Origin of the sequence: Alcaligenes sp. CHO6 (assembly GCF_037120595.1) — a bacterium.
In the GTDB taxonomy this organism is placed as follows: domain Bacteria; phylum Pseudomonadota; class Gammaproteobacteria; order Burkholderiales; family Burkholderiaceae_B; genus Alcaligenes; species Alcaligenes ammonioxydans.
The window spans coordinates 889584-908567 of record NZ_JBANCI010000001.1; the positions used below are offsets into that span (position 1 = coordinate 889584).

15 protein-coding genes are annotated in these 18984 nt (G+C 58.6%); 9 read left to right on the forward strand and 6 right to left on the reverse strand.

The features are described from left to right. Positions 1 to 32: 32 nt before the first annotated feature. Both pdxJ and V6936_RS04185 read left to right on the forward strand, forming a co-directional pair. Positions 33 to 770: a pyridoxine 5'-phosphate synthase gene (pdxJ, locus tag V6936_RS04180; RefSeq protein WP_003799697.1), complete on the forward strand. Its 738-nt coding sequence runs from the start codon at positions 33 to 35 to the stop codon at positions 768 to 770. 50 nt (positions 771 to 820) lie between these two features. Then, positions 821 to 1390: a nitroreductase family protein gene (locus V6936_RS04185; protein WP_059317587.1), complete on the forward strand. Its 570-nt coding sequence runs from the start codon at positions 821 to 823 to the stop codon at positions 1388 to 1390. Between the two features lie 194 nt (positions 1391 to 1584). On the opposite strand, the gene V6936_RS04190 is transcribed toward V6936_RS04185, so the two are convergent. Then, complete coding sequence (locus V6936_RS04190; protein WP_059317588.1) at positions 1585 to 2046, reverse strand: MerR family DNA-binding protein; 462 nt, start codon at positions 2044 to 2046, stop codon at positions 1585 to 1587. 129 nt (positions 2047 to 2175) lie between these two features. Between V6936_RS04190 and V6936_RS04195 the strand changes: the two genes are divergently transcribed. Beyond that, complete coding sequence (locus V6936_RS04195; RefSeq protein WP_131070610.1) at positions 2176 to 3561, forward strand: dihydrolipoyl dehydrogenase; 1386 nt, start codon at positions 2176 to 2178, stop codon at positions 3559 to 3561. Between the two features lie 139 nt (positions 3562 to 3700). On the opposite strand, the gene V6936_RS04200 is transcribed toward V6936_RS04195, so the two are convergent. Genes V6936_RS04200 through V6936_RS04220 form a run of 5 tightly spaced genes read right to left on the reverse strand, consistent with a single transcriptional unit; the run spans position 3701 to position 9672 of the window. Next, the gene (locus V6936_RS04200; RefSeq protein ID WP_161937125.1) at positions 3701 to 4312 is read right to left on the reverse strand and encodes an SCO family protein; all 612 of its coding nucleotides are present in this window, start codon (positions 4310 to 4312) and stop codon (positions 3701 to 3703) included. A gap of 30 nt (positions 4313 to 4342) precedes the next feature. Next, complete coding sequence (locus V6936_RS04205) at positions 4343 to 6415, reverse strand: M3 family metallopeptidase (protein WP_059317591.1); 2073 nt, start codon at positions 6413 to 6415, stop codon at positions 4343 to 4345. A 15-nt stretch (positions 6416 to 6430) separates the two neighbouring features. Next, positions 6431 to 7294: a bifunctional methylenetetrahydrofolate dehydrogenase/methenyltetrahydrofolate cyclohydrolase FolD gene (gene folD, locus V6936_RS04210; protein WP_059317592.1), complete on the reverse strand. Its 864-nt coding sequence runs from the start codon at positions 7292 to 7294 to the stop codon at positions 6431 to 6433. Further along, positions 7295 to 7918, reverse strand: a complete 624-nt coding sequence (locus tag V6936_RS04215) for a response regulator transcription factor (RefSeq protein WP_003799711.1) — start codon at positions 7916 to 7918, stop codon at positions 7295 to 7297. Beyond that, positions 7915 to 9672 (reverse strand): PAS domain-containing sensor histidine kinase, encoded by a 1758-nt coding sequence (locus V6936_RS04220; RefSeq protein WP_003799713.1) that lies wholly within the window; start codon positions 9670 to 9672, stop codon positions 7915 to 7917. The genes V6936_RS04215 and V6936_RS04220 overlap by 4 nt, the downstream gene beginning before the upstream one ends. Before the next feature lie 267 nt (positions 9673 to 9939). Here V6936_RS04220 and aceE point away from each other — a divergent pair, with 267 nt between their 5' ends. The 6 genes from aceE (at position 9940) to V6936_RS04250 (ending at position 18965) form a co-directional block, all read left to right on the forward strand. Next, positions 9940 to 12648 (forward strand): pyruvate dehydrogenase (acetyl-transferring), homodimeric type, encoded by a 2709-nt coding sequence (aceE, locus tag V6936_RS04225; RefSeq protein ID WP_003799716.1) that lies wholly within the window; start codon positions 9940 to 9942, stop codon positions 12646 to 12648. Positions 12649 to 12659: 11 nt separating this feature from the next. Then, complete coding sequence (gene aceF, locus V6936_RS04230; protein ID WP_336579469.1) at positions 12660 to 14345, forward strand: dihydrolipoyllysine-residue acetyltransferase; 1686 nt, start codon at positions 12660 to 12662, stop codon at positions 14343 to 14345. A gap of 9 nt (positions 14346 to 14354) precedes the next feature. Further along, positions 14355 to 16127: a dihydrolipoyl dehydrogenase gene (lpdA, locus tag V6936_RS04235; RefSeq protein WP_003799719.1), complete on the forward strand. Its 1773-nt coding sequence runs from the start codon at positions 14355 to 14357 to the stop codon at positions 16125 to 16127. An 86-nt stretch (positions 16128 to 16213) separates the two neighbouring features. Further along, entirely contained in the window at positions 16214 to 17611 is a 1398-nt protein-coding gene (gene folC, locus V6936_RS04240; protein WP_415301720.1) for a bifunctional tetrahydrofolate synthase/dihydrofolate synthase, read from the forward strand. Between the two features lie 38 nt (positions 17612 to 17649). Next, positions 17650 to 18480 (forward strand): SPOR domain-containing protein, encoded by an 831-nt coding sequence (locus tag V6936_RS04245; RefSeq protein WP_003799722.1) that lies wholly within the window; start codon positions 17650 to 17652, stop codon positions 18478 to 18480. Next, entirely contained in the window at positions 18477 to 18965 is a 489-nt protein-coding gene (locus tag V6936_RS04250) for a CvpA family protein (protein WP_003799724.1), read from the forward strand. The genes V6936_RS04245 and V6936_RS04250 overlap by 4 nt, the downstream gene beginning before the upstream one ends. Positions 18966 to 18984: the final 19 nt, after the last annotated feature.

Consider the following 18984-nt stretch of genomic DNA (forward strand, 5'->3'; position numbering starts at 1 on the left):
TTCATCCCTGAAACTACGGAGGTCCTTGGGGAATGTTAGAACTGGGCGTCAATATCGATCATGTGGCAACGCTGCGCCAGCAGCGTCTGACCACCTACCCTGATCCTATTCAGGCCGCTTTGCGAGCAGAAGAAGCCGGAGCGGACCTGATTACCTTACACCTGCGTGAAGATCGGCGTCATATTCAGGATGCCGATGTCGAGGCCCTGCGCCCTGTGTTGCGCACCCGGATGAATCTGGAGTGCGCCATCACTACCGAAATGCTGGACATCGCTTGCCGTATCAAGCCGGATGATGTCTGCCTGGTTCCCGAGCACCGAGCCGAACTGACCACCGAAGGGGGGCTGGATGTACTGGGGCATCTGGATCAGGTCAGGGCAGCGGTTGAGCAGTTGCAGGCTGCGGGCATCCGTGTTTCGCTTTTCATTGACGCTGATCCCGCGCAAATTCGTGCTGCCAGTCAAGTGGGCGCCACGGTGATCGAGCTGCATACCGGCGCCTATGCGGATGCTCAAACGCCCGAGCAGGCTGCCAGCGAGCTGGAACGCATTCGTGCGGGTATCGCGCAAGGCGTCTCGCAAGGTTTGCGTGTGAATGCGGGTCATGGCCTGCATTACGGCAATGTCCAGGCCATCGCGGCGTTACCAGGTCTGGCTGAGCTCAATATTGGTCACGCCATTGTTGCGCAGGCTGTCTTTGATGGTTGGGAAAAAGCCGTGCGCGACATGAAAGCCTTGCTGGTACAAGCGGGCGCTCCTGCTCACGCCTGACCGAGCCCTGCCAGCCGGGCAGGGCATTCTTTACTGATTCTGGAAGCACTATGAGTACCATTGATTCCTTGTTGTCCCGACGTTCCATCAAGCTGGTGCAAGGCCCCGGCCCGAGCGAACAGGAGTTAGACCTGATTTTGCGCGCTGCCGTTTGCGCTCCCGATCATGGCCGTTTGCAGCCCTGGCGCTTTTGCCTGATTCGTGGTGAAAATGTACAGGCTTTGGGCGAGTTGGCGATTGCGGCTAACGAACGCGCGGGCACACCCTTGACCGAGCAGAAGGCGGCCAGCGTACGTGCCTGGTTGGCAAAAGTCCCTTTGCTGATTGCCGTGGCTAGCCACATCGATCATGGCGAGGAAAAAATTCCTGAGCTGGAGCGTGTTCTGGCAACGGGTGCTGCGGTTAGCAATATGCTGCATGCGGCTCACCAACTGGGTTTTGGAGCGTTCTGGAGCACGGGCCTGGGGACCTACGGTGAGGAAGTTCCTGAAGCCTTGGGCTTTGACTCCCTGGATTATCAGTTCCTGGGCTTTGTGTCGGTGGGTACGCCCATTCACACGCTAGGTCCTGCGCAACGTCCCGAGCCGCAGCAGTTTGTGACGGAGTGGCGCGCGGCCTGAGCCTGAAGTCGGTGCGGCTGAGCAGCCCATCCAAGACACAAGAAGCAAAAAGCCTGAGCTCTCCTTGAGCTCAGGCTTTTTTGTGTTTGTGCGGGTGAAGGTGGCAAGTCGGCACAAGCGGTCAGAGTCCGCGCTTTTTCAGCGGCGTAGATCGGCTTGGGGGAAGCCGCTTACCACCCGCCGGGGCCGATGTCTCAAAGCGGGCCTGCAGCGGATGCACGATTACTTCGGGGCGGCACGGCAGTCTTATCTGGCGTACTCGGGTGACAACAGCCGCCCTCCAGCCCATCCAGGATCGGACAGTCGGGATGCTGGTCGCCCTGACATTGCTCGGCCAGGACACGCAGTTTGGCAGCCATATCCAGCAGCAAGGCCGCCCGGCTTTCCAGGTCCTGAATATGGGCTTGAGCCAACTGCTTGACCTCAGAGCTGGGGCGCTGCTGATTGCGCCATAGACTGGTCAGTTGTTGAATATCGGCCAGATTAAAACCCAGTTCTTTGGCGCGGACGATAAAGTGCAAGGTGTCCAGGTCCTGAGCCTGATAGATACGATAGCCGTTCGGAGCACGGACACTATTTACCAGGCCCAGATCCTCATAGTGCCGGATCATCTTGGGTGTCAGGCCGGTGACGCGGGCCGCTTCACTAATCAGCATGGGCTTTCCTCTGGCAGTGCAAAAGGACTGCGTTATGATTAAACGGTTCAATTCTGCACATTGTAGAACGGGCTGTCAGACCGGTCATCTGGCCCCTGATAGCCTTGTTACACACTCAAGGAGCGGTTTATGAAGGAAATTCAGTGTGATGTTGCCGTGATCGGAGCGGGAACAGCGGGCATGACAGCGTATCGTACGGCTAAACGATCTGGTAAACGAGTGCTGATGATCGAGTCTGGCCCGTATGGCACGATGTGTGCCCGGGTTGGCTGCATGCCCTCCAAACTGCTGATTGCGGCTGCGGATGCCGCCCATCATGCTCGTCACACCGCGCCTTTTGGGGTTCATGTGGATGGCGCAATCCGTATCGATGGAAAAGAGGTAATGGATCGCGTGCGTCGCGAGCGTGACCGTTTTGTGGGTTTTGTAGTGGAGGATGTGAACGGCTTTGATGAGAAGGACAAGATACGCGGCCACGCCCGTTTCTTGTCGGAGCACGTGCTGCAGGTGGATGAGCACACCCGCATCACGGCAGGGAGTGTGATTGTCGCTACGGGTTCCACGCCAGTGCGCCCGAAAGAGCTGGAGCCTTTGGGCGCCTTGCTGATCAGTAACGAGGACGTTTTTGATTGGACTGATTTGCCGCGCAGTGTGCTGGTAGTAGGGACGGGCGTGATCGGATTGGAGCTGGGGCAGGCTCTGGCTCGGCTGGGCGTTAATGTATCGATCATCAACCGCAGTCAGAGTCTGGCGGGACTGTCCGATCCGACAGTGCGCGAGGCTGGGCGGGCTATTTTCAGTCAGGAGCTCGATATCCGCGCGGACGTGACCGTGCTGGGTAGCGAAGTGGTCAATGGCAAGGCACGGGTGCATCTGAAGGTGGACGGTCAGGAACGTGTCGAAGATTATGATTATGTATTGGGAGCGGCCGGCCGCCGTCCTCAACTGGATGATCTGGGCCTGGAAAATACGCCTGCGCAATGGGACGACAAAGGCCGGGTGGTCTATGACATGACCAGCCTGCAGATCAAAGGAACCTCTATTTACCTTGCGGGTGATGTCAACCAGCGTGCACCTATCCTGCATGAAGCGGCTGACGATGGTCGCCTGGCGGCTTTGCAGGCCCTGAGCGAGGGGCAGGACGAGCCGATGGCTCGCCGGGCCCGTATGGCGGTCGTATTCAGCGATCCGCAGGTGGCCGTGGTGGGGACTCCCTTTAAATCACTTCCGCAAGGGGCCGTGACCGGTAGTGTGAACTTTGGTAATCAGGGACGGGCGCGGGTCATGCTGGTCAACCGTGGCTTGCTGCATGTGTATGCAGACCAGGACGGGGCATTTCTTGGGGCTGAGATGGTGGGGCCTCAAGCAGAGCATATTGCCCATTTATTAGCCTGGTCATTGCAGATGGGGCTGACGCTGGACCAGATGCTGGCCATGCCTTTCTATCATCCCGTACTGGAAGAGGGCTTGCGTACAGCCTTGCGCCAGGCACAGTCTGCGTTGCGAGGCCAATAACTCAGGGGTTGGCGGGTCGGCCAGCAGTGGTTTGCCGGCCTGTCAGGCAGAGAGCGTGGGCATGTCTGCGTTTGTTCACCAGGTCGTGCCCGTAGTGGAATCGCCAGAAAGACGAAGCCCCCTCTTGAAGGGGGCTTTTTCAAGGTAGCAGACTTCGCACACCCTCTGCCAGAACCTGTACCGACTCCGTATCCGGTGCCAGATAGCGCGCCCTGCCTTGCTGATCGAAGATATATACGCCACGGCTGTGCGAGACTTCGTAGTTCTCCGGCGCCTTGGGGTCTGGTTTTTCGATCTGGTATGCCACCCGATAACGCCGGGCGAGGTCTGCAATCTGCTTTTCTGAACCGGTCAGTCCCGTCGTGTGCTTGCCATCAAAGGCGGCCACGTAGCGGGCCAGTGCATCCGGGGTGTCGCGGTGCGGGTCCACGCTGACAAATAGGATGCGCACCTGCTCAGCCTTGTCTCCCAGAGCGTCCATGACGGCACCTAACTGGGCCAGGGTAGTGGGACAGACATCGGGGCAACTGGCATAACCAAAAAACATCATGACGACTTTATCTTTGAAGTCATCCTGAGTGAGTGTTTTGGGACCAGCGGCTTGTAGGGAAAAGCGCAGATCGGGCAGGAAGCCCCGTACGGGATGCAGATTGGCAGCAGTCGCGCTGCCAAGCAGGAGCAAGCTCAGCGCCAGTGTCAGACCATATTGCTTAAACAAGACAAGAATGGGGTTTACTGGGCTGGGCCGCATCCGGCTGGCTGTCATGAGCGTCCTCTGGGTTTAGGCGGGCTCGGGTGTGAGCCCGCTGTGACGGAGCAGGGCGGTGATGGAAGGGTCTCGACCTCGGAAAGCACGGAAGGAGTCGGCAGCGGGACGCTCGCCCCCCACGGACAAAATCTCGCGCCAGAAGCGATGGCCGGTATTGCTATCGAGGGTATCACGCGCCCCATCCGAATGGGTATAGGCTTTTTCCTCAAAGGCCGAGTAGGCATCGGCAGACAGGACTTCGGCCCATTTGTAACTGTAGTAACCCGCGCCATAGCCACCCGCAAACAAGTGCGAGAACTGATGCGGGAAGCGGTGCCACTCTGGCGGAAACAGCACGGCCACTTCCTGACGTACCTGATCCAGAATCTCCATGACGGCATCGATGTCCAGACCGCTGTCGCGCGAATGGATCAACATGTCGAACAGGGAAAACTCGAGCTGACGCACCATTTGCATGCCGCTTTGGAAGTTGCGGGCTTGATTGAGCTTGTTGTAGAGCGCGCGCGGCAGATGCTCGCCCGTTTCCACGTGGGCGGTCAGCATCTGGACGACAGGCCACTCCCAACAAAAGTTTTCCATAAACTGCGAAGGCAGTTCGATGGCGTCCCATTCCACGGCGGAGAAGGCCGACGCTGCTGGATCGTCCACGCGTGAGAGCAAGGCATGCAAGGCGTGGCCCGACTCGTGAAACAGGGTGATTACATCATCATGCGTCAGCAGGGCCGGGCGACCTGCCTGGGGTTCGGCAAAATTGCACACCAGATAGGCGATCGGCAGACACAGTTGCTCACCCAGGCGGCGGCGACTGCGTTCGCTATCGACCCAGGCCCCCCCTTGTTTGCCTTGACGGGCGTGCAGGTCCATATACAGGTAGCCCAAGGTTTTGCCATCCGAGGCAAGAACTTCAAATGGACGCACGGCAGGATGCCATACGGGGACGTCGCTGGCGCGCAAGGTCACATCAAACAGGCGCTGAATGACCTTGAACAGGCCGTTGAGAACAGCAGGCTCGGTAAAGTACTGTTTGACCTCATCTTCCGAGTAGGCGTAGCGCTGTTCACGCAGGCGCTCAGAGCAAAAGGGGACATCCCAGGCTTGCAGATTGTCCAGACCCAGCTCTTTCTGGGCAAAGGCCTGCAACTCGTCCAGATCTTGACGCGCGTAGGGGCGTGCTTTGGCCGCCAGGTCGCGCAAAAAGCCCATCACCTGTTCGGGAGTGTCGGCCATGCGGGTTTCCAGACGCATATGGGCGTAGCTGGCAAAACCGAGCAGGCTGGCTTCCTGAGCACGCAGCCTCAGCAGGGTTTCGATGGCCTGGGAGTTATCGAATTGCGCATCCCCCTGATCGGAGGCAATGGTGGTGTAGGCCCGGTACATCCGCTCGCGCAAGGCCTGATTGCGGGCGTACTGCATGACGGGCAGGTAACACGGCATTTTCAGTGTCAGACGCCAGCCTTGCTGATCGTTCTCTTGAGCGGCGCGTTGGGCTGCGGCCAGCACATCGTCCGGGATGCCGTCCAGCTCAGCCTGATCGGTGACCAGGTAATGCCACTGATCAATGGCATCCAGTACGTGCTCGGAGAACTGCTGCGAGGTTTGCGCCAGTTCCTCGGAAATGCGGGCGTAGTCCTCACGAGCCTGACCTTCCAGTTGTACGCCGCTCAGGCGGAAATCGCGCAGGGCCAGGGTAATGATGCGTTGGCGCTGAGGTGTCAGGGCCGCAAAGGCCGGGCTGTCGGCCAGGGCCTGATAGCGTAGAAATAAAGGTCGGTTCAAGCCCACCCAGGTCGAGAACTCGCTCATGCGCGGCAGGCACTGGTTGTAGACGGCCCGCAGTTCAGGCGTGTTGATAACCGAATTCAGGTGACCGGCTACCGACCAGGCGCGATACAAGGTCTCGGTGGCATCCGTGATGGGCTCGACGATGTTGTCCCAGCTGGGTTCGCTATCGTCGTTGGAGACTGTCTCTACGGCTTGGCGGGCCAGGGCCAGAAGTTGGTCCACCGCCTGCTCGATGTGTTCGGGCTGGATGGCGGGATAGTCAATAAGGCTGTCGATAGGAACCAGTAAGGGATTTGTCGTCATAAACCGTTGAATAAATTAAAGACTGATGGTGGCCGAGCGTTCGGCCGCTTCCAAGGTGTTGACCAGCAGCATGGCAATGGTCATGGGGCCGACGCCACCGGGCACGGGCGTAATGGCCGAGGCCACTTCGCTGGCACTGGCAAAGTCCACGTCACCGCACAGCTTGCCGTCGGGACCGCGGTTGATGCCCACGTCGATCACCACGGCACCGGGCTTGACCATATCACCGGTAATGATGCCGGGGCGGCCTACAGCCGCGACCAGCACATCGGCGCGGCGGGTCTGAGCGGCCAGATCACGTGTCTTGGAGTTGCACAGGGTGACCGTAGCGCCCGCCGCCAGCAAGAGCATGGCCATGGGTTTGCCCACGATATTGCTGGCGCCAACAACGACGGCTTCCGCACCGCGCAAGGCCACGTGTTCCGACTCCAGCATTTTCATCACGCCATAGGGCGTGCAGGGAGCAAACAGAGGTTTGCCGGTCATGAGCATGCCCGCGTTGCTGACGTGAAAGCCGTCCACGTCCTTGTGGGGAGCAATGGTTTCGATCACTTTATGCTCGTCCAGATGGGCGGGCAGGGGCAACTGGACCAAAATGCCGTGTACCGAGCTGTCCTGATTCAGGCGCTTAATCAGTGCGAGCAGTTCCGTTTCGCTGGTATCTGCAGGCAGGCGGATGATGTCGGACTTCAGGCCGGCGGCTTCACATGCCAGGCCCTTGTTGCGCACATAGACTTGCGAGGCGGGATCTTCCCCGACCAGCACCACGGTCAGGCCTGCCTGGATGCCGTGAGTCTGCTTGAGTTTGGCAACACGTTCTGCAACGTCCGCCTTGATGGCGGTGGACAGCTTTTTTCCATCAATAATACGAGCACTCATTTACACGTCCTCGGACTTGGTGAGGGCGATTTTCATGAGGTCGGCAACCGTAGTGACTTCCAGTTTTTCCATGATATTGGCGCGATGCGCTTCGACAGTTTTAATGCTGATGTTCAAGTCCCCGGCAATTTGCTTGTTCAGGCGACCGGCAACAATGCGCTCCAGCACTTGTTGCTCGCGCGCTGTCAGGCGGCCCAGGACTTCTTGTTGATCTTTTTGCGCCTGCGCCTGAGAGGCGCGAGCGGTAGCCTGTTCAATCATGCGGCTCACGATGGTGCGCAGATCGGCTTCGTTAAAGGGTTTTTCCAGAAAGTCGACCGCGCCTTTCTTCATGGTGCTCACGGCCATGGGGACATCACCGTGACCGGTAATGAACACGATCGGGATAGTGGATTTGCGGGCAATCAGCGCTTCCTGGAGCTCCAGGCCGCTCATGCCGGGCATGCGCACGTCCACGATCAGCACGGCCACCTGGGCCGGGTCGTACGCACCCAGAAACTCTTCGCCCGATGCAAAGCAGCGGACCCGGTAGCCGTTGGCTTCCAGTAGCCAGCGCAAGGAGTCCCGTACGGCTTCGTCGTCATCGACTACGTAGATGGTGCATGGCATTTGCGGGCTGGTCATTCGGGTATCTCCAGTTTGTTATCAAGGGTGTCCGCTACATCGGGCGCTGCACAAGGTAGACTGAAACGAAAGATCGTTCCACCCTCGGGATTGCCGACTGCCCACAGGCGGCCGTGATGCGATTCAATAATTGTGCGGCAGATGTTCAGGCCCATCCCAAGGCCTTCGGACTTGGTACTGTAAAACGGTTCAAAGAGGCGCTCGGGATCTTTCAGGCCATGACCACGGTCGATGACGGCCATCTCCAAAAGCGATTCTTGTTGGGTAATCACCAATTGAAGCACATGATGCTCGCTGTGTTCCATGGCTTCGATCCCATTTTTGAGCAGGTTCAATAATACCTGTTCTATGAGAATGGGGTCGGCAATGACGTCTGGAACGGGATCGGGGATGCTCAGTTCGATTTCGATCTGGCGTTTGCGGGCGTCAATTTCTGCAAAGCCCACGGCATTTTCCACAATGCGCATGACTTTGACGCGCGTGCGACGCGGCTCACTGCGTTTGACGAACTCGCGGATGCGGCTGATGATCTTGCCGGCCCGTTCGGCCTGCTGGGCCGCTTTTTCCAAGGCAGCCAGCAAGGTCTCGGGCTGGTAGCGGCCTGACTTGAGCATGGCAACCGCGCCCATGCTGTAGTTGTTGATGGCCGTCAGCGGCTGATTCAATTCGTGGGCCAGCGAGGAGGCCATCTCGCCCATCGTGGTCAGACGGCTGGTCAGCTGAACTTTTTCCTGTTGAATGCGCGAAGCCTCTTCGTGTTTGCGTCGGTCGGTAATATCGCGTGCCACTTGCAAACGCACACGGCGGCCATCGGTCCAGGCCAGCATACGATGGTGGACCTCGAACCAGCGGGCCGCTGATTCAGAATAAATTTCCACGGTCTCGTCCGTGAAGCGACCGAGACGCCCTCCCAGCAGTTCGGCATGGCCGTTGGACTGGGCGCCAAAGAAGCGTCGATAAGTGCGATTGGCAAACAGCAGCTCCAGGCCCTCGGAGGTATCGGCGACCACGGAAATGGCATCATCCAGACCCTCCAGTACGGTCATGAAGCGTTCGTGAGCGGCGGTCAGGGCTTCACGGATACGTTTGGGTTCGGTAATGTCGGTCATGGAAGTCATCCAGCCGATCTGCTCTCCGTTGGGGGCGCGCAAAGGCGAGACGTACATGCGGGCGGTAAAACGCGATCCGTCCCGTCGCTGGGCTTCCACTTCCAGTCCGCTGCTGGGGGTTCGTCCGGACAAGAGCAAATCCAGCGTTTCCTGGTGCTGCTGATGACGACCGGGCAACCAGTAGGGGAAAGGGGCGGTGCGACCGACCAGATCGGCCTCGTTCCAGCCAATCATTCTGCAAAACGCAGGGTTGACATAGGCAATGCGGCCTTGCATGTCAAAGACGCGCATCCCCGTGGACATGGAATTTTCCATGGCGCGTCGAAACCCGGTCTCGGCTGTCTGGGCGGCCTCGGCGTGGGTGCGAAAGCGGGTATAGCGCCACAAGGCCAGCAGGCTGACCACAATGACCAATGACAGGGCCAGAATCACCATCATCAAACGCTGCTGGCGCGTTTCCTGATCGATGGTCACAAACATGACGCTGTCGTTTTGCAGACGTTGCAGCCAGAGAAATACCCCCATGACACAGAGGTAAAGAAACAGCACGACAACCGGCGTCAGCCAATAGAATCCACGCCGGTTCTGCTTGGCCTGATCGTAGAAGGTTGAAGGGATCAGAGACTTTTTAGGATGAGTGGCCATAACTGCACGAAAAGAAGTATGGCTGAATTGTAATGTAGGGCTATTTTTTTTAGTGATATTTCGTATTATGAAAACACATACCATAAAATGAAATTTTGCTTGAGCGTTTCTAGGTTCTTTCCTAGAATGGGTTGGTGCAGGCGTACCCCGCCTTGAACGCTCACAGTCCGCAATACCCGCTTCGGTCAGGATCGCTTTACTTCTCAGGAGATGGGCGGCTCAGCGTCGAGCAAGACCGGACTACTACCACATATATGGAGACACTATATGTCCTCAACCCAAGACAATAGTTCGGCTCAGGTCAGTCAAGACCAGGCCCTAGAAACAAAAGAGTGGCTTGACGCCCTGGAAGCGGTGGTGGACCGTGAAGGCCCGGCCCGCGCTCACGAGCTTATTGAAAAGCTGATTGATCTGGCCCGTCGTTCTGGCGCCCATATTCCGTTCTCGCCCAACACGGCGTATGTGAACACGATTCCTCCCGGTCTGGAACCTGCGCACCCTGGCAACCTCGCTCTGGAAGAGCGCATTCGTTCCTACATTCGCTGGAACGCCATGGCCATGGTGGTGCGTGCCAACCGCGAAACCCCTCCTGATGGGGGTGGTCTGGGCGGTCACATTGCGTCCTTTGCCTCCTTGGCGACCATGATTGGTTGCGGTCAGAACCATTTCTGGCACGCCGAGACCGAAGATCACGGCGGCGACATGGTGTTTTTCCAGGGCCATTCCTCGCCCGGTATCTACGCCCGCGCTTTCATGGAAGGCCGGATTAGCGAAGATCAGTTGAACAACTTCCGTCAGGAAGTGGACGGCAAAGGCTTGCCGTCTTACCCGCATCCCAAGTTGATGCCCGAATTCTGGCAGTTCCCCACGGTATCCATGGGTCTGGGCCCATTGATGGCCATTTACCAGGCCCGTTTCCTGAAGTATCTGCATGCCCGCGGCATTGCCGATACCAGTGGCCGTAAAGTCTGGGTGTTCCTGGGCGACGGCGAGATGGACGAACCTGAATCCCTGGGTGCGATTGGTCTGGCTGCCCGTGAAAAGCTGGACAACCTGATTTTCATCGTGAACTGCAACCTGCAGCGACTGGACGGCCCTGTGCGTGGCAACGGCAAGATCATCCAGGAACTGGAAGGAACCTTCCGGGGCGCTGGCTGGAACGTGCTCAAGCTGATCTGGGGCGGTTACTGGGACCCATTGCTGGCGCGCGACAAGGAAGGCATCTTGCGCAAGGTCATGGAAGAAACCGTGGACGGCGAGTACCAGGCGTACAAAGCCAATGACGGTGCCTATGTTCGTGAACACTTCTTTGGCAAGCATCCTAAGCTGCTGGAGATGGTCAGCCGCATGAGCGATGAGGACATCTGGCGTCTGAACCGCGGCGGTCATGATCCTCACAAGGTGTATGCGGCGTTTGACGCTGCCACCAAGCACGAAGGTCAGCCTACCGTTATTCTGGCCAAGACGATCAAGGGCTATGGCATGGGCCACGTTGGCCAGGCCAAGAACCCTTCGCACCAGCAAAAGAGCCTGGATCTGGACGCTGTGCGCGAGTTCCGCGACCGTTTCAATATTCCGGTACCCGATGACAAGCTCGAAGAACTGCCGTACTTCAAGCCTGCTGACGACTCGCCTGAAATGCAGTATTTGCACGCTCGTCGCAAGGCATTGGGCGGCTACCTGCCCAAGCGTCGCACCAAGGCTGATGAACAGTTGACCGTGCCGACCCTGGAGGCGTTCAAACCTATGCTGGAGCCCACCGCCGAAGGCCGTGAGATCTCCACGACGCAAGCATTTGTCCGTTTCCTGAATACCTTGCTGCGCGACAAGCAGGTCGGTCCGCGTGCGGTGCCCATCCTGGCTGACGAATCGCGTACCTTTGGTATGGAAGGTCTGTTCCGTCAAATCGGCATTTATGCGCCGGAAGGCCAGAAGTACACCCCGGTCGATAAAGATCAGGTCATGTACTATCGCGAAACGGCCAATGGTCAGTTGTTGCAGGAAGGGATTAACGAGCAGGGTGCATTCAGCTCCTGGATTGCGGCTGCCACGTCGTACTCCAACAACAACCGCATCATGATCCCGTTCTTCATCTACTACTCGATGTTCGGCTTCCAGCGCTTTGGCGATCTGGCCTGGGCAGCGGGTGATATGAAAGCCCGTGGTTTCGTGCTGGGCGGTACCGCCGGTCGCACCACGTTGAATGGCGAAGGTCTGCAGCACGAAGATGGCCACAGCCATATTCAGTCCTCGCTGATTCCCAACTGCGTGTCTTACGACCCGACCTTCGCGCACGAAGTGGCGGTGATCATGCAGCACGGTCTGAAGCGCATGGTTCAGGATCAGGAAGACGTGTACTACTACGTCACCTTGATGAACGAGAACTACGCCCAGCCCGGTCTGGTCGAGGGTGACGAAGAAGGCATCCTGCGTGGCATGTACAAATTCAAATCGGTCGCTGAGGACGCCAAGCTGCGCGTTCAGCTGATGGGTTCGGGCACGATTTTGCGTGAAGTGATTGCAGCACAAGAGCTGCTGGAAAAAGACTGGGGCATTGGCTCTGATGTGTGGAGCGTGACCAGCTTTACCGAATTGCGCCGCAATGGTCTGGACTGCGAGCGTGAAGCTTTGCTCAACCCTGAAGGCAAGGACCTGCCCGTACCGTACGTGACGGCCCAACTGGCCAAAACCGATGGCCCTATCGTGGTCTCGACCGACTACGTCAAGGCTTTTGGCGACCAGATTCGTCCTTTCGTGCCCAAAGATCGTACCTTCAAGGTGCTGGGTACCGATGGTTTCGGTCGTTCCGACTACCGCTTCAAGCTGCGTGAGCACTTTGAGGTTGACCGTCACTTTGTGGTGTTGGCCGCGTTGCGCGCACTGGCTGAAGAGGGCAAGGTTCCGTTCAGCAAAGCGTCCGAGGCCATTGCCAAGTACGGCATCAATCCTTCCAAGGCCAACCCGCAGCACGCATAAGGGACTGAACCATGAGCAATATCATTCAAGTCAAAATCCCGGATATCGGTGCTGACGACGCAGTCGAAGTGATCGAAATCCTGGTCAAGGAAGGCGAGACCATCGAGGTCGAGCAAAGCCTGATTACCGTGGAGTCCGACAAGGCTTCCATGGAGATTCCCTCGTCCGACGCGGGCGTGGTCAAGTCGATCAAGGTCAAGCTGGGCGACAAGGTTAAGGAAGGCAGTCTGGTTCTGGAACTGGAAGCCGCCGAAGGCGCGCAGGCCGCGCCTGCCGCTGAGCCTGCCAAGGCCGACGCTGCTCCTGCTGCTCAAGCTGAAGCGGCGCCTGCCGCTGCCGCGGCAGCTCCCGCCGGTGTCGAGCAGCAAGTGACCGTGCAGGTTCCTGATATCGGCGACGCTCGCGATGTGGACGTCATTGAAATCATGGTGCAGGTGGGTGACACCGTTGAGGTGGATCAAAGCCTGATTACCGTGGAGTCGGACAAGGCCTCCATGGAAGTGCCGTCTTCCCACGCTGGCGTGGTGACCGCCATCAAGGTCAAGCTGGGTGACAAGGTCAGCCAGGGCAGCGACATCCTGGAGTTGACGGTGCAAGGTAACGCCGCAGCGCCTGCGCCAGCCAAAGCCGAGGCCGCCCCCGCTCCCAAGGCCGAAGCGGCACCCGCTGCAGCAGCTTCTGCTGCCAGCTCTTCGGTGGTGGTGGGTGCGGGTGCTCCCGCCCCAGAGCGTGTTTCGCCTACTGCAGCGTTTGCGGATGCCGAAGTTTCCTTGCGCAATCTTCCCCATGCGTCGCCCAGCGTTCGCAAGTTCGCTCGCGAACTGGGCGTGGATCTGGCCAAGGTCCATGGCTCCGGCGACAAAGGCCGGATTACGGCGGACGACGTGCGCGGCTTTGTCAAGCAGGTCATGGCGGGCGGTGCCGCTCCGGTTACCGCTGCTGGTACTGCTGCCCAGGTCGGTGGTCTGGACGTGTTGGCCTGGCCCAAGGTGGACTTTGCCAAATTTGGTCCTGTCGAAACCCAAGCCCTGTCGCGCATCAAGAAAATCTCGGGTGCCAACCTGCATCGCAACTGGGTCATGATTCCGCATGTCACCAATAACGATCTGGCTGACATCACGTCGCTGGAAGCGTTGCGCAAAGAGCTGAACGAGGAATACAAGAAGTCCGGCGCTCGCGTCACCATGCTGGCTTTCGTCATCAAGGCTGCCGTGGCTGCCCTGAAGAAATTCCCCGAGTTCAATGCGTCGCTGGACGGCGACAATCTGGTGCTCAAGCAGTACTACCACATCGGCTTTGCCGCTGATACGCCTAACGGTCTGGTTGTGCCTGTCATCCGTGATGCCGACAAGAAAGGCATTCTGGATATCGCGCGTGAAACAGGCGAACTGGCCGCCGCGGCCCGTGACGGCAAGTTGAGCGCAGCTCAGATGCAGGGCGGTTGCTTCACCATTTCTTCGCTGGGCGGTATTGGCGGCACGGACTTCACACCCATCATCAATGCGCCAGAAGTGGCCATTCTGGGTCTGTCGCGCTCCTCCATACAGCCAGTCTGGAATGGCAAGGAGTTCGAGCCACGCTTGATGTTGCCGCTGTCCCTGTCCTACGACCACCGTGTTATTGATGGTGCCTCTGCCGCCCGTTTCAATGCCTTCCTGGCAACGATGCTGGCTGACTTCCGTCGCATCGCATTGTAAGGAGTTGTCATGAGTCTGATTGATCTGACGGTCCCGGATATCGGTGACTCCGGCGAGGTGGATGTTATCGAAGTGCTGGTGCAGGTCGGTGATACGGTCGAAGTCGAGCAAAGCTTGATCACCGTGGAGTCCGACAAGGCCTCCATGGAAATTCCTGCCGCTCAGGCAGGGGTGATCAAGGAATTGCTGGTCAAAGTGGGTGACAAGGTCTCCCAGGGGTCGGCCATTGCCAAGATCGAAGTAGCGGAGGGCCAGGCGGCCCCCGCTGCAGCACCCGCCAAACAGGAAACACCTAAAGCAGCGGCTCCTGCCGCTGCCGCTCCGGCCGCGGCACCTGCTCCGCAGGCTGCCAGCCATCAGGGTGCTGCGGATGATTCCGTGGATGTGGTCGTTCTGGGCGCGGGCCCGGGCGGTTACAACGCGGCTTTCCGTGCCGCTGACCTGGGCCTGAAAGTGGCTCTGGTCGAACGCTACAGCACCCTGGGTGGTGTGTGTCTGAACGTGGGTTGTATTCCTTCCAAGGCCTTGCTGCATACCGTAGCGGTCTACGAGGAAGCCAAGTCCCTGGCAACACACGGCATCAAGTTCGGTGAAGCGCAAATCGACATCGACGCGCTGCGCGACTACAAGAACAAGGTGATCGGCAAGCTGACCGGTGGTCTGGCCGGTATGGCCAAGGGCCGCAAGGTGCAGGTTGTGGTCGGTAACGGCCAGTTCCTGGATCCCAATCACATCGAAGTGACCGCCAACGACGGCACCAAGAAAGTGATCAAGTTCGCTTCGGCCATTATTGCGGCCGGTAGCCAGTCGGTAAAACTGCCGTTCCTGCCCGACGATCCACGCGTAGTGGACTCCACCGGCGCGCTGGAACTGAAGTCTGTGCCCAAGCGCATGCTGATCGTGGGTGGTGGCATCATCGGTCTGGAAATGGGTACGGTGTACTCGGCGCTGGGCGCACGCCTGGACGTGGTGGAAATGCAGACTGGCCTGATGCCGGGCGCAGACCGCGACGTGGTCAAGGTGTGGGAGAAGATGAACAAGCACCGCTTCGACCACATGATGCTGGAAACCAGCACGGTGGCTGCCGAAGCTCGTGATGATGGCATCTGGGTGACATTTGAAGGCAAGAATGCGCCAGCCGAGCCGCAGCGTTACGATCTGGTTCTGCAAGCCGTGGGCCGCTCGCCCAATGGCAAGAAAATTGGTGCTGAGAAAGCGGGCGTACATGTCACCGACCGTGGCTTCATTCCGGTTGACAAGCAACAGCGCACCAACGTGCCACATATCTACGCTATTGGCGATATCGTGGGGCAGCCCATGCTGGCACACAAGGCCGAGCATGAAGCGCATGTGGCCGCTGAAGTCATCGCCGGCGAGAAATCCTTCTTTGATGCTCGTGTGATTCCTTCGGTGGCCTACACCGATCCGGAAATCGCCTGGGTGGGTCTGACCGAAGATCAGGCGAAAAAAGACGGTATCAAGGTCGAGAAGGGCGTGTTCCCCTGGGCTGCGTCTGGTCGTGCCATTGCCAACAACCGCGATGAAGGCTTTACCAAGGTTCTGTTCGATGCGGAAACCCACCGTATCGTGGGTGGCGGCATTGTCGGTACCAATGCAGGCGAGCTGATCGGTGAGCTGGTGCTGGCCATCGAAATGGGGGTGGACCCGGTCGATCTGGCCAAATCCATTCACCCGCACCCCACCTTGTGCGAGTCGGTCAGCAAGGCTGCGGCCGTCGCTGAAGGGACGTGCACGGACTTGCCGCCAACACGTCGCAAGTAATACCAGTATTCGCCTGATAGTTAAGGCGTATTGGCTCACGGCAGGTGCTATCATCAGCGCCTGCCGTTTTTATTTTGTAATTGGTGTTGTCCATGACTCATCCTGTTCTGAAAGCCGACTCTTCGCTAAGCGATTGGCTGTCCTATTTGGAAACCTTGCATCCGTCGACCATCGACCTGGGTCTGGGCCGGATTCGCGAGGTTGCCCAACGTCTGAACATCAAATTGGATGGGGTGGTCATCACCGTGGGTGGTACCAATGGTAAAGGGTCGACCTGTGCCATGCTGGAAGCGATTCTGCTGGCCGCGGCCTACAAAGTAGGGGTGTACGCCTCCCCGCATCTGGTGCGTTATAACGAGCGCATCCGCTTAAATGGCGAGATGGCGGAGGACGCGCAGATCACGGCGCAGTTCGCTCGTATCAACGAAGCCCGTGGTGATCTGACGCTCACCTATTTTGAGTTTTCCACGCTGGCTGCCTTGATGCTGTTCCAGGAGCAGCGTGTGGACGTGGCGGTGCTGGAAGTCGGTCTGGGCGGGCGTTTGGACGCCGTCAATATCGTGGATGCCGACTGTTCGATCATTACCAGCATTGATATTGATCACGCAGAATACCTGGGCAATACCCGCGAGCAGGTGGCTTGGGAAAAAGCCCATATTTTCCGTCCCGGTCGTCCCGCCATTTGCGCCGATCCAGTGCCACCACAGACCATGCTGGATTACGCCCAGGAGATTGGCGCCGAACTCTGGTTGTTTGGCAAGGATTTCAACTACTCCGGCGACCGCCAGCAATGGGCGTATGGCGGGCGTAGTCAACGACGGGCTGCCTTGGCCTATCCGGCCCTGCGTGGCGCCAATCAGCTGCTCAATGCATCTGCCGCCCTGGCGGCGCTGGAGTCCTTGCATCCTCGTTTGGCCGTCCCTGCCCAGGCGGTGCGTGCGGGCTTGCTGCGTGCGCATATGCCGGGACGTTTCCAGATTCAGCCAGGTCAGCCTTGTGTCATTTTCGATGTGGCGCATAATCCGCATGCTGCTGCCGCTCTGGCGCAGAACCTGGACAATATGCCTCCTTACCCCAAGACAATTGCCGTTGTGGGTATGTACAAGGACAAGGATGTGGATGGCGTCATCGCACGTCTGGCAAGCCGTATTGACCACTGGATGTGCGCCAGCCTGGAAGGGCCGCGCAGCCTGTCGGGTCACGAGTTGGCGGAGCATGTGCGTACCGTTCTGGCCAGCGATCAGATGCCTGCTGATGTGTTGGCACCTGAAGCGGAAAGCAGCGGGCATCGACCCGGTGTGCGCCCTGTTGCGCGTGCTTCGGTCAGTAAAGCGTCAGCGGTCGTATCCAGTTACAACAGTCCCCGGCTCGCTTACGAGGCGGCATTAAAAGAGGCCGGTGACAATGATAGAATTGTCGTGTTTGGCTCGTTTGCGACAGTCGGGCCGATTCTTGAAGCCGCAAACGAGCGCACATCTTCCTGATTATCGGCAAGACTGCTTATTTCATAGGTCTAGGGCTCATGGGTTTATTTTCACGTAACGATACTTCCTCATCGTCGGGTCGCCGCTCCAGTGCTTCCAGCGATTCACAATTATCGGAACTGCGTGGACGGGCTCGTCGCCGTCTGATCGGTGCGCTGGCGCTGGTGCTGGCCGTGGTGGTGCTGGTGCCCATGCTGACTGCTGACAAAACTCCGCCCGAGCCGGAACAGTCGCTGGCGCTGGGCCCGATTACTCAGCCCGCAGGGCAGGGTACGACGCAGACTCGCCCTGGCGAGCTGGTGGTGCAGGAAAACACGCCCACCCCGGTGATTGAGCAGCCCGACGAACCCTTGGTCGCCGACCCTGCTACCAGTAGCGATGGTGGACTGGCCGTGGTCGATCCCGGCTTGCAAACCGATCCGGCCCAGACTGGCACGCCTGCTGTACCAGCGCCTGAGACTAGCCCTCCAGAGCCCGTCAAGCCCGTGGAAAAACCCAAGCCTGTTGAAAAACCCAAGCCAGCTCCCGCCCCGGCTCAAAACGGTCGTACGGATGATGGTTCGTATGCCTTGGCTCTGCTGGAGGGGCGTGTACCCAACAAGCCTGCGCCTGCCGCTAAACCGGCCGCGCAACAAGGCAACTTCATTTTGCAGATTGTCGCCTACTCCAATCAGAACGATGCCCAGTCGCGCCGTGATCAACTGGTATCGGCCGGTGTGACCAATGCCTATGTGGAGACAGCGCAAAGCGGTGGCAAACCAACCTATCGTTTGCGCGTGGGGCCATTCCCTACGCGCGAAGCGGCTCAGGCGGCCCAGGCGCGCTTGCGTTCGCTCGGTTACGAGAACAGTTTTATCTCGGCTAAGTGAGCAGCTTCGACTATATCGTCCTTGGGATTGTGGGTGTGTCAGGCCTGCTGGGCCTGATACGCGGATTGATCAAGGAAGTGCTTTCGCTCAGCGCCTATTTGCTGGCTTTCATGGCCGCAATCTGGTGGGGGCCACGCACATCAGGCTGGATACAAGTCTGGGTAGAAAACGGCTTATTACGTACGGCTTTGGCTTACGGAGCCGTTTTTTTTATGGTCTTGCTGCTGGTGGGGCTGTTGAACATGCTGCTGGCCAGCTTGATCGAGCAAACGGGGCTGACGCCTGCCGACCATGGTTTGGGCGGCCTGTTTGGCGTGGCCCGTGGCGTGCTGCTGGTGCTGATATTGGTCATCCTGGCCGGGCATACCGATTTACCTAAAGAGCCGTGGTGGGAGCAGGCCAAGCTGGCTGAACCTGCAATCCGCGCGGTGCAGTCGATTAAGGCCATGCTGCCGCCGTCTTTGGCAGAATGGCTACCTTATTGAGAACACACTAACGGGAACC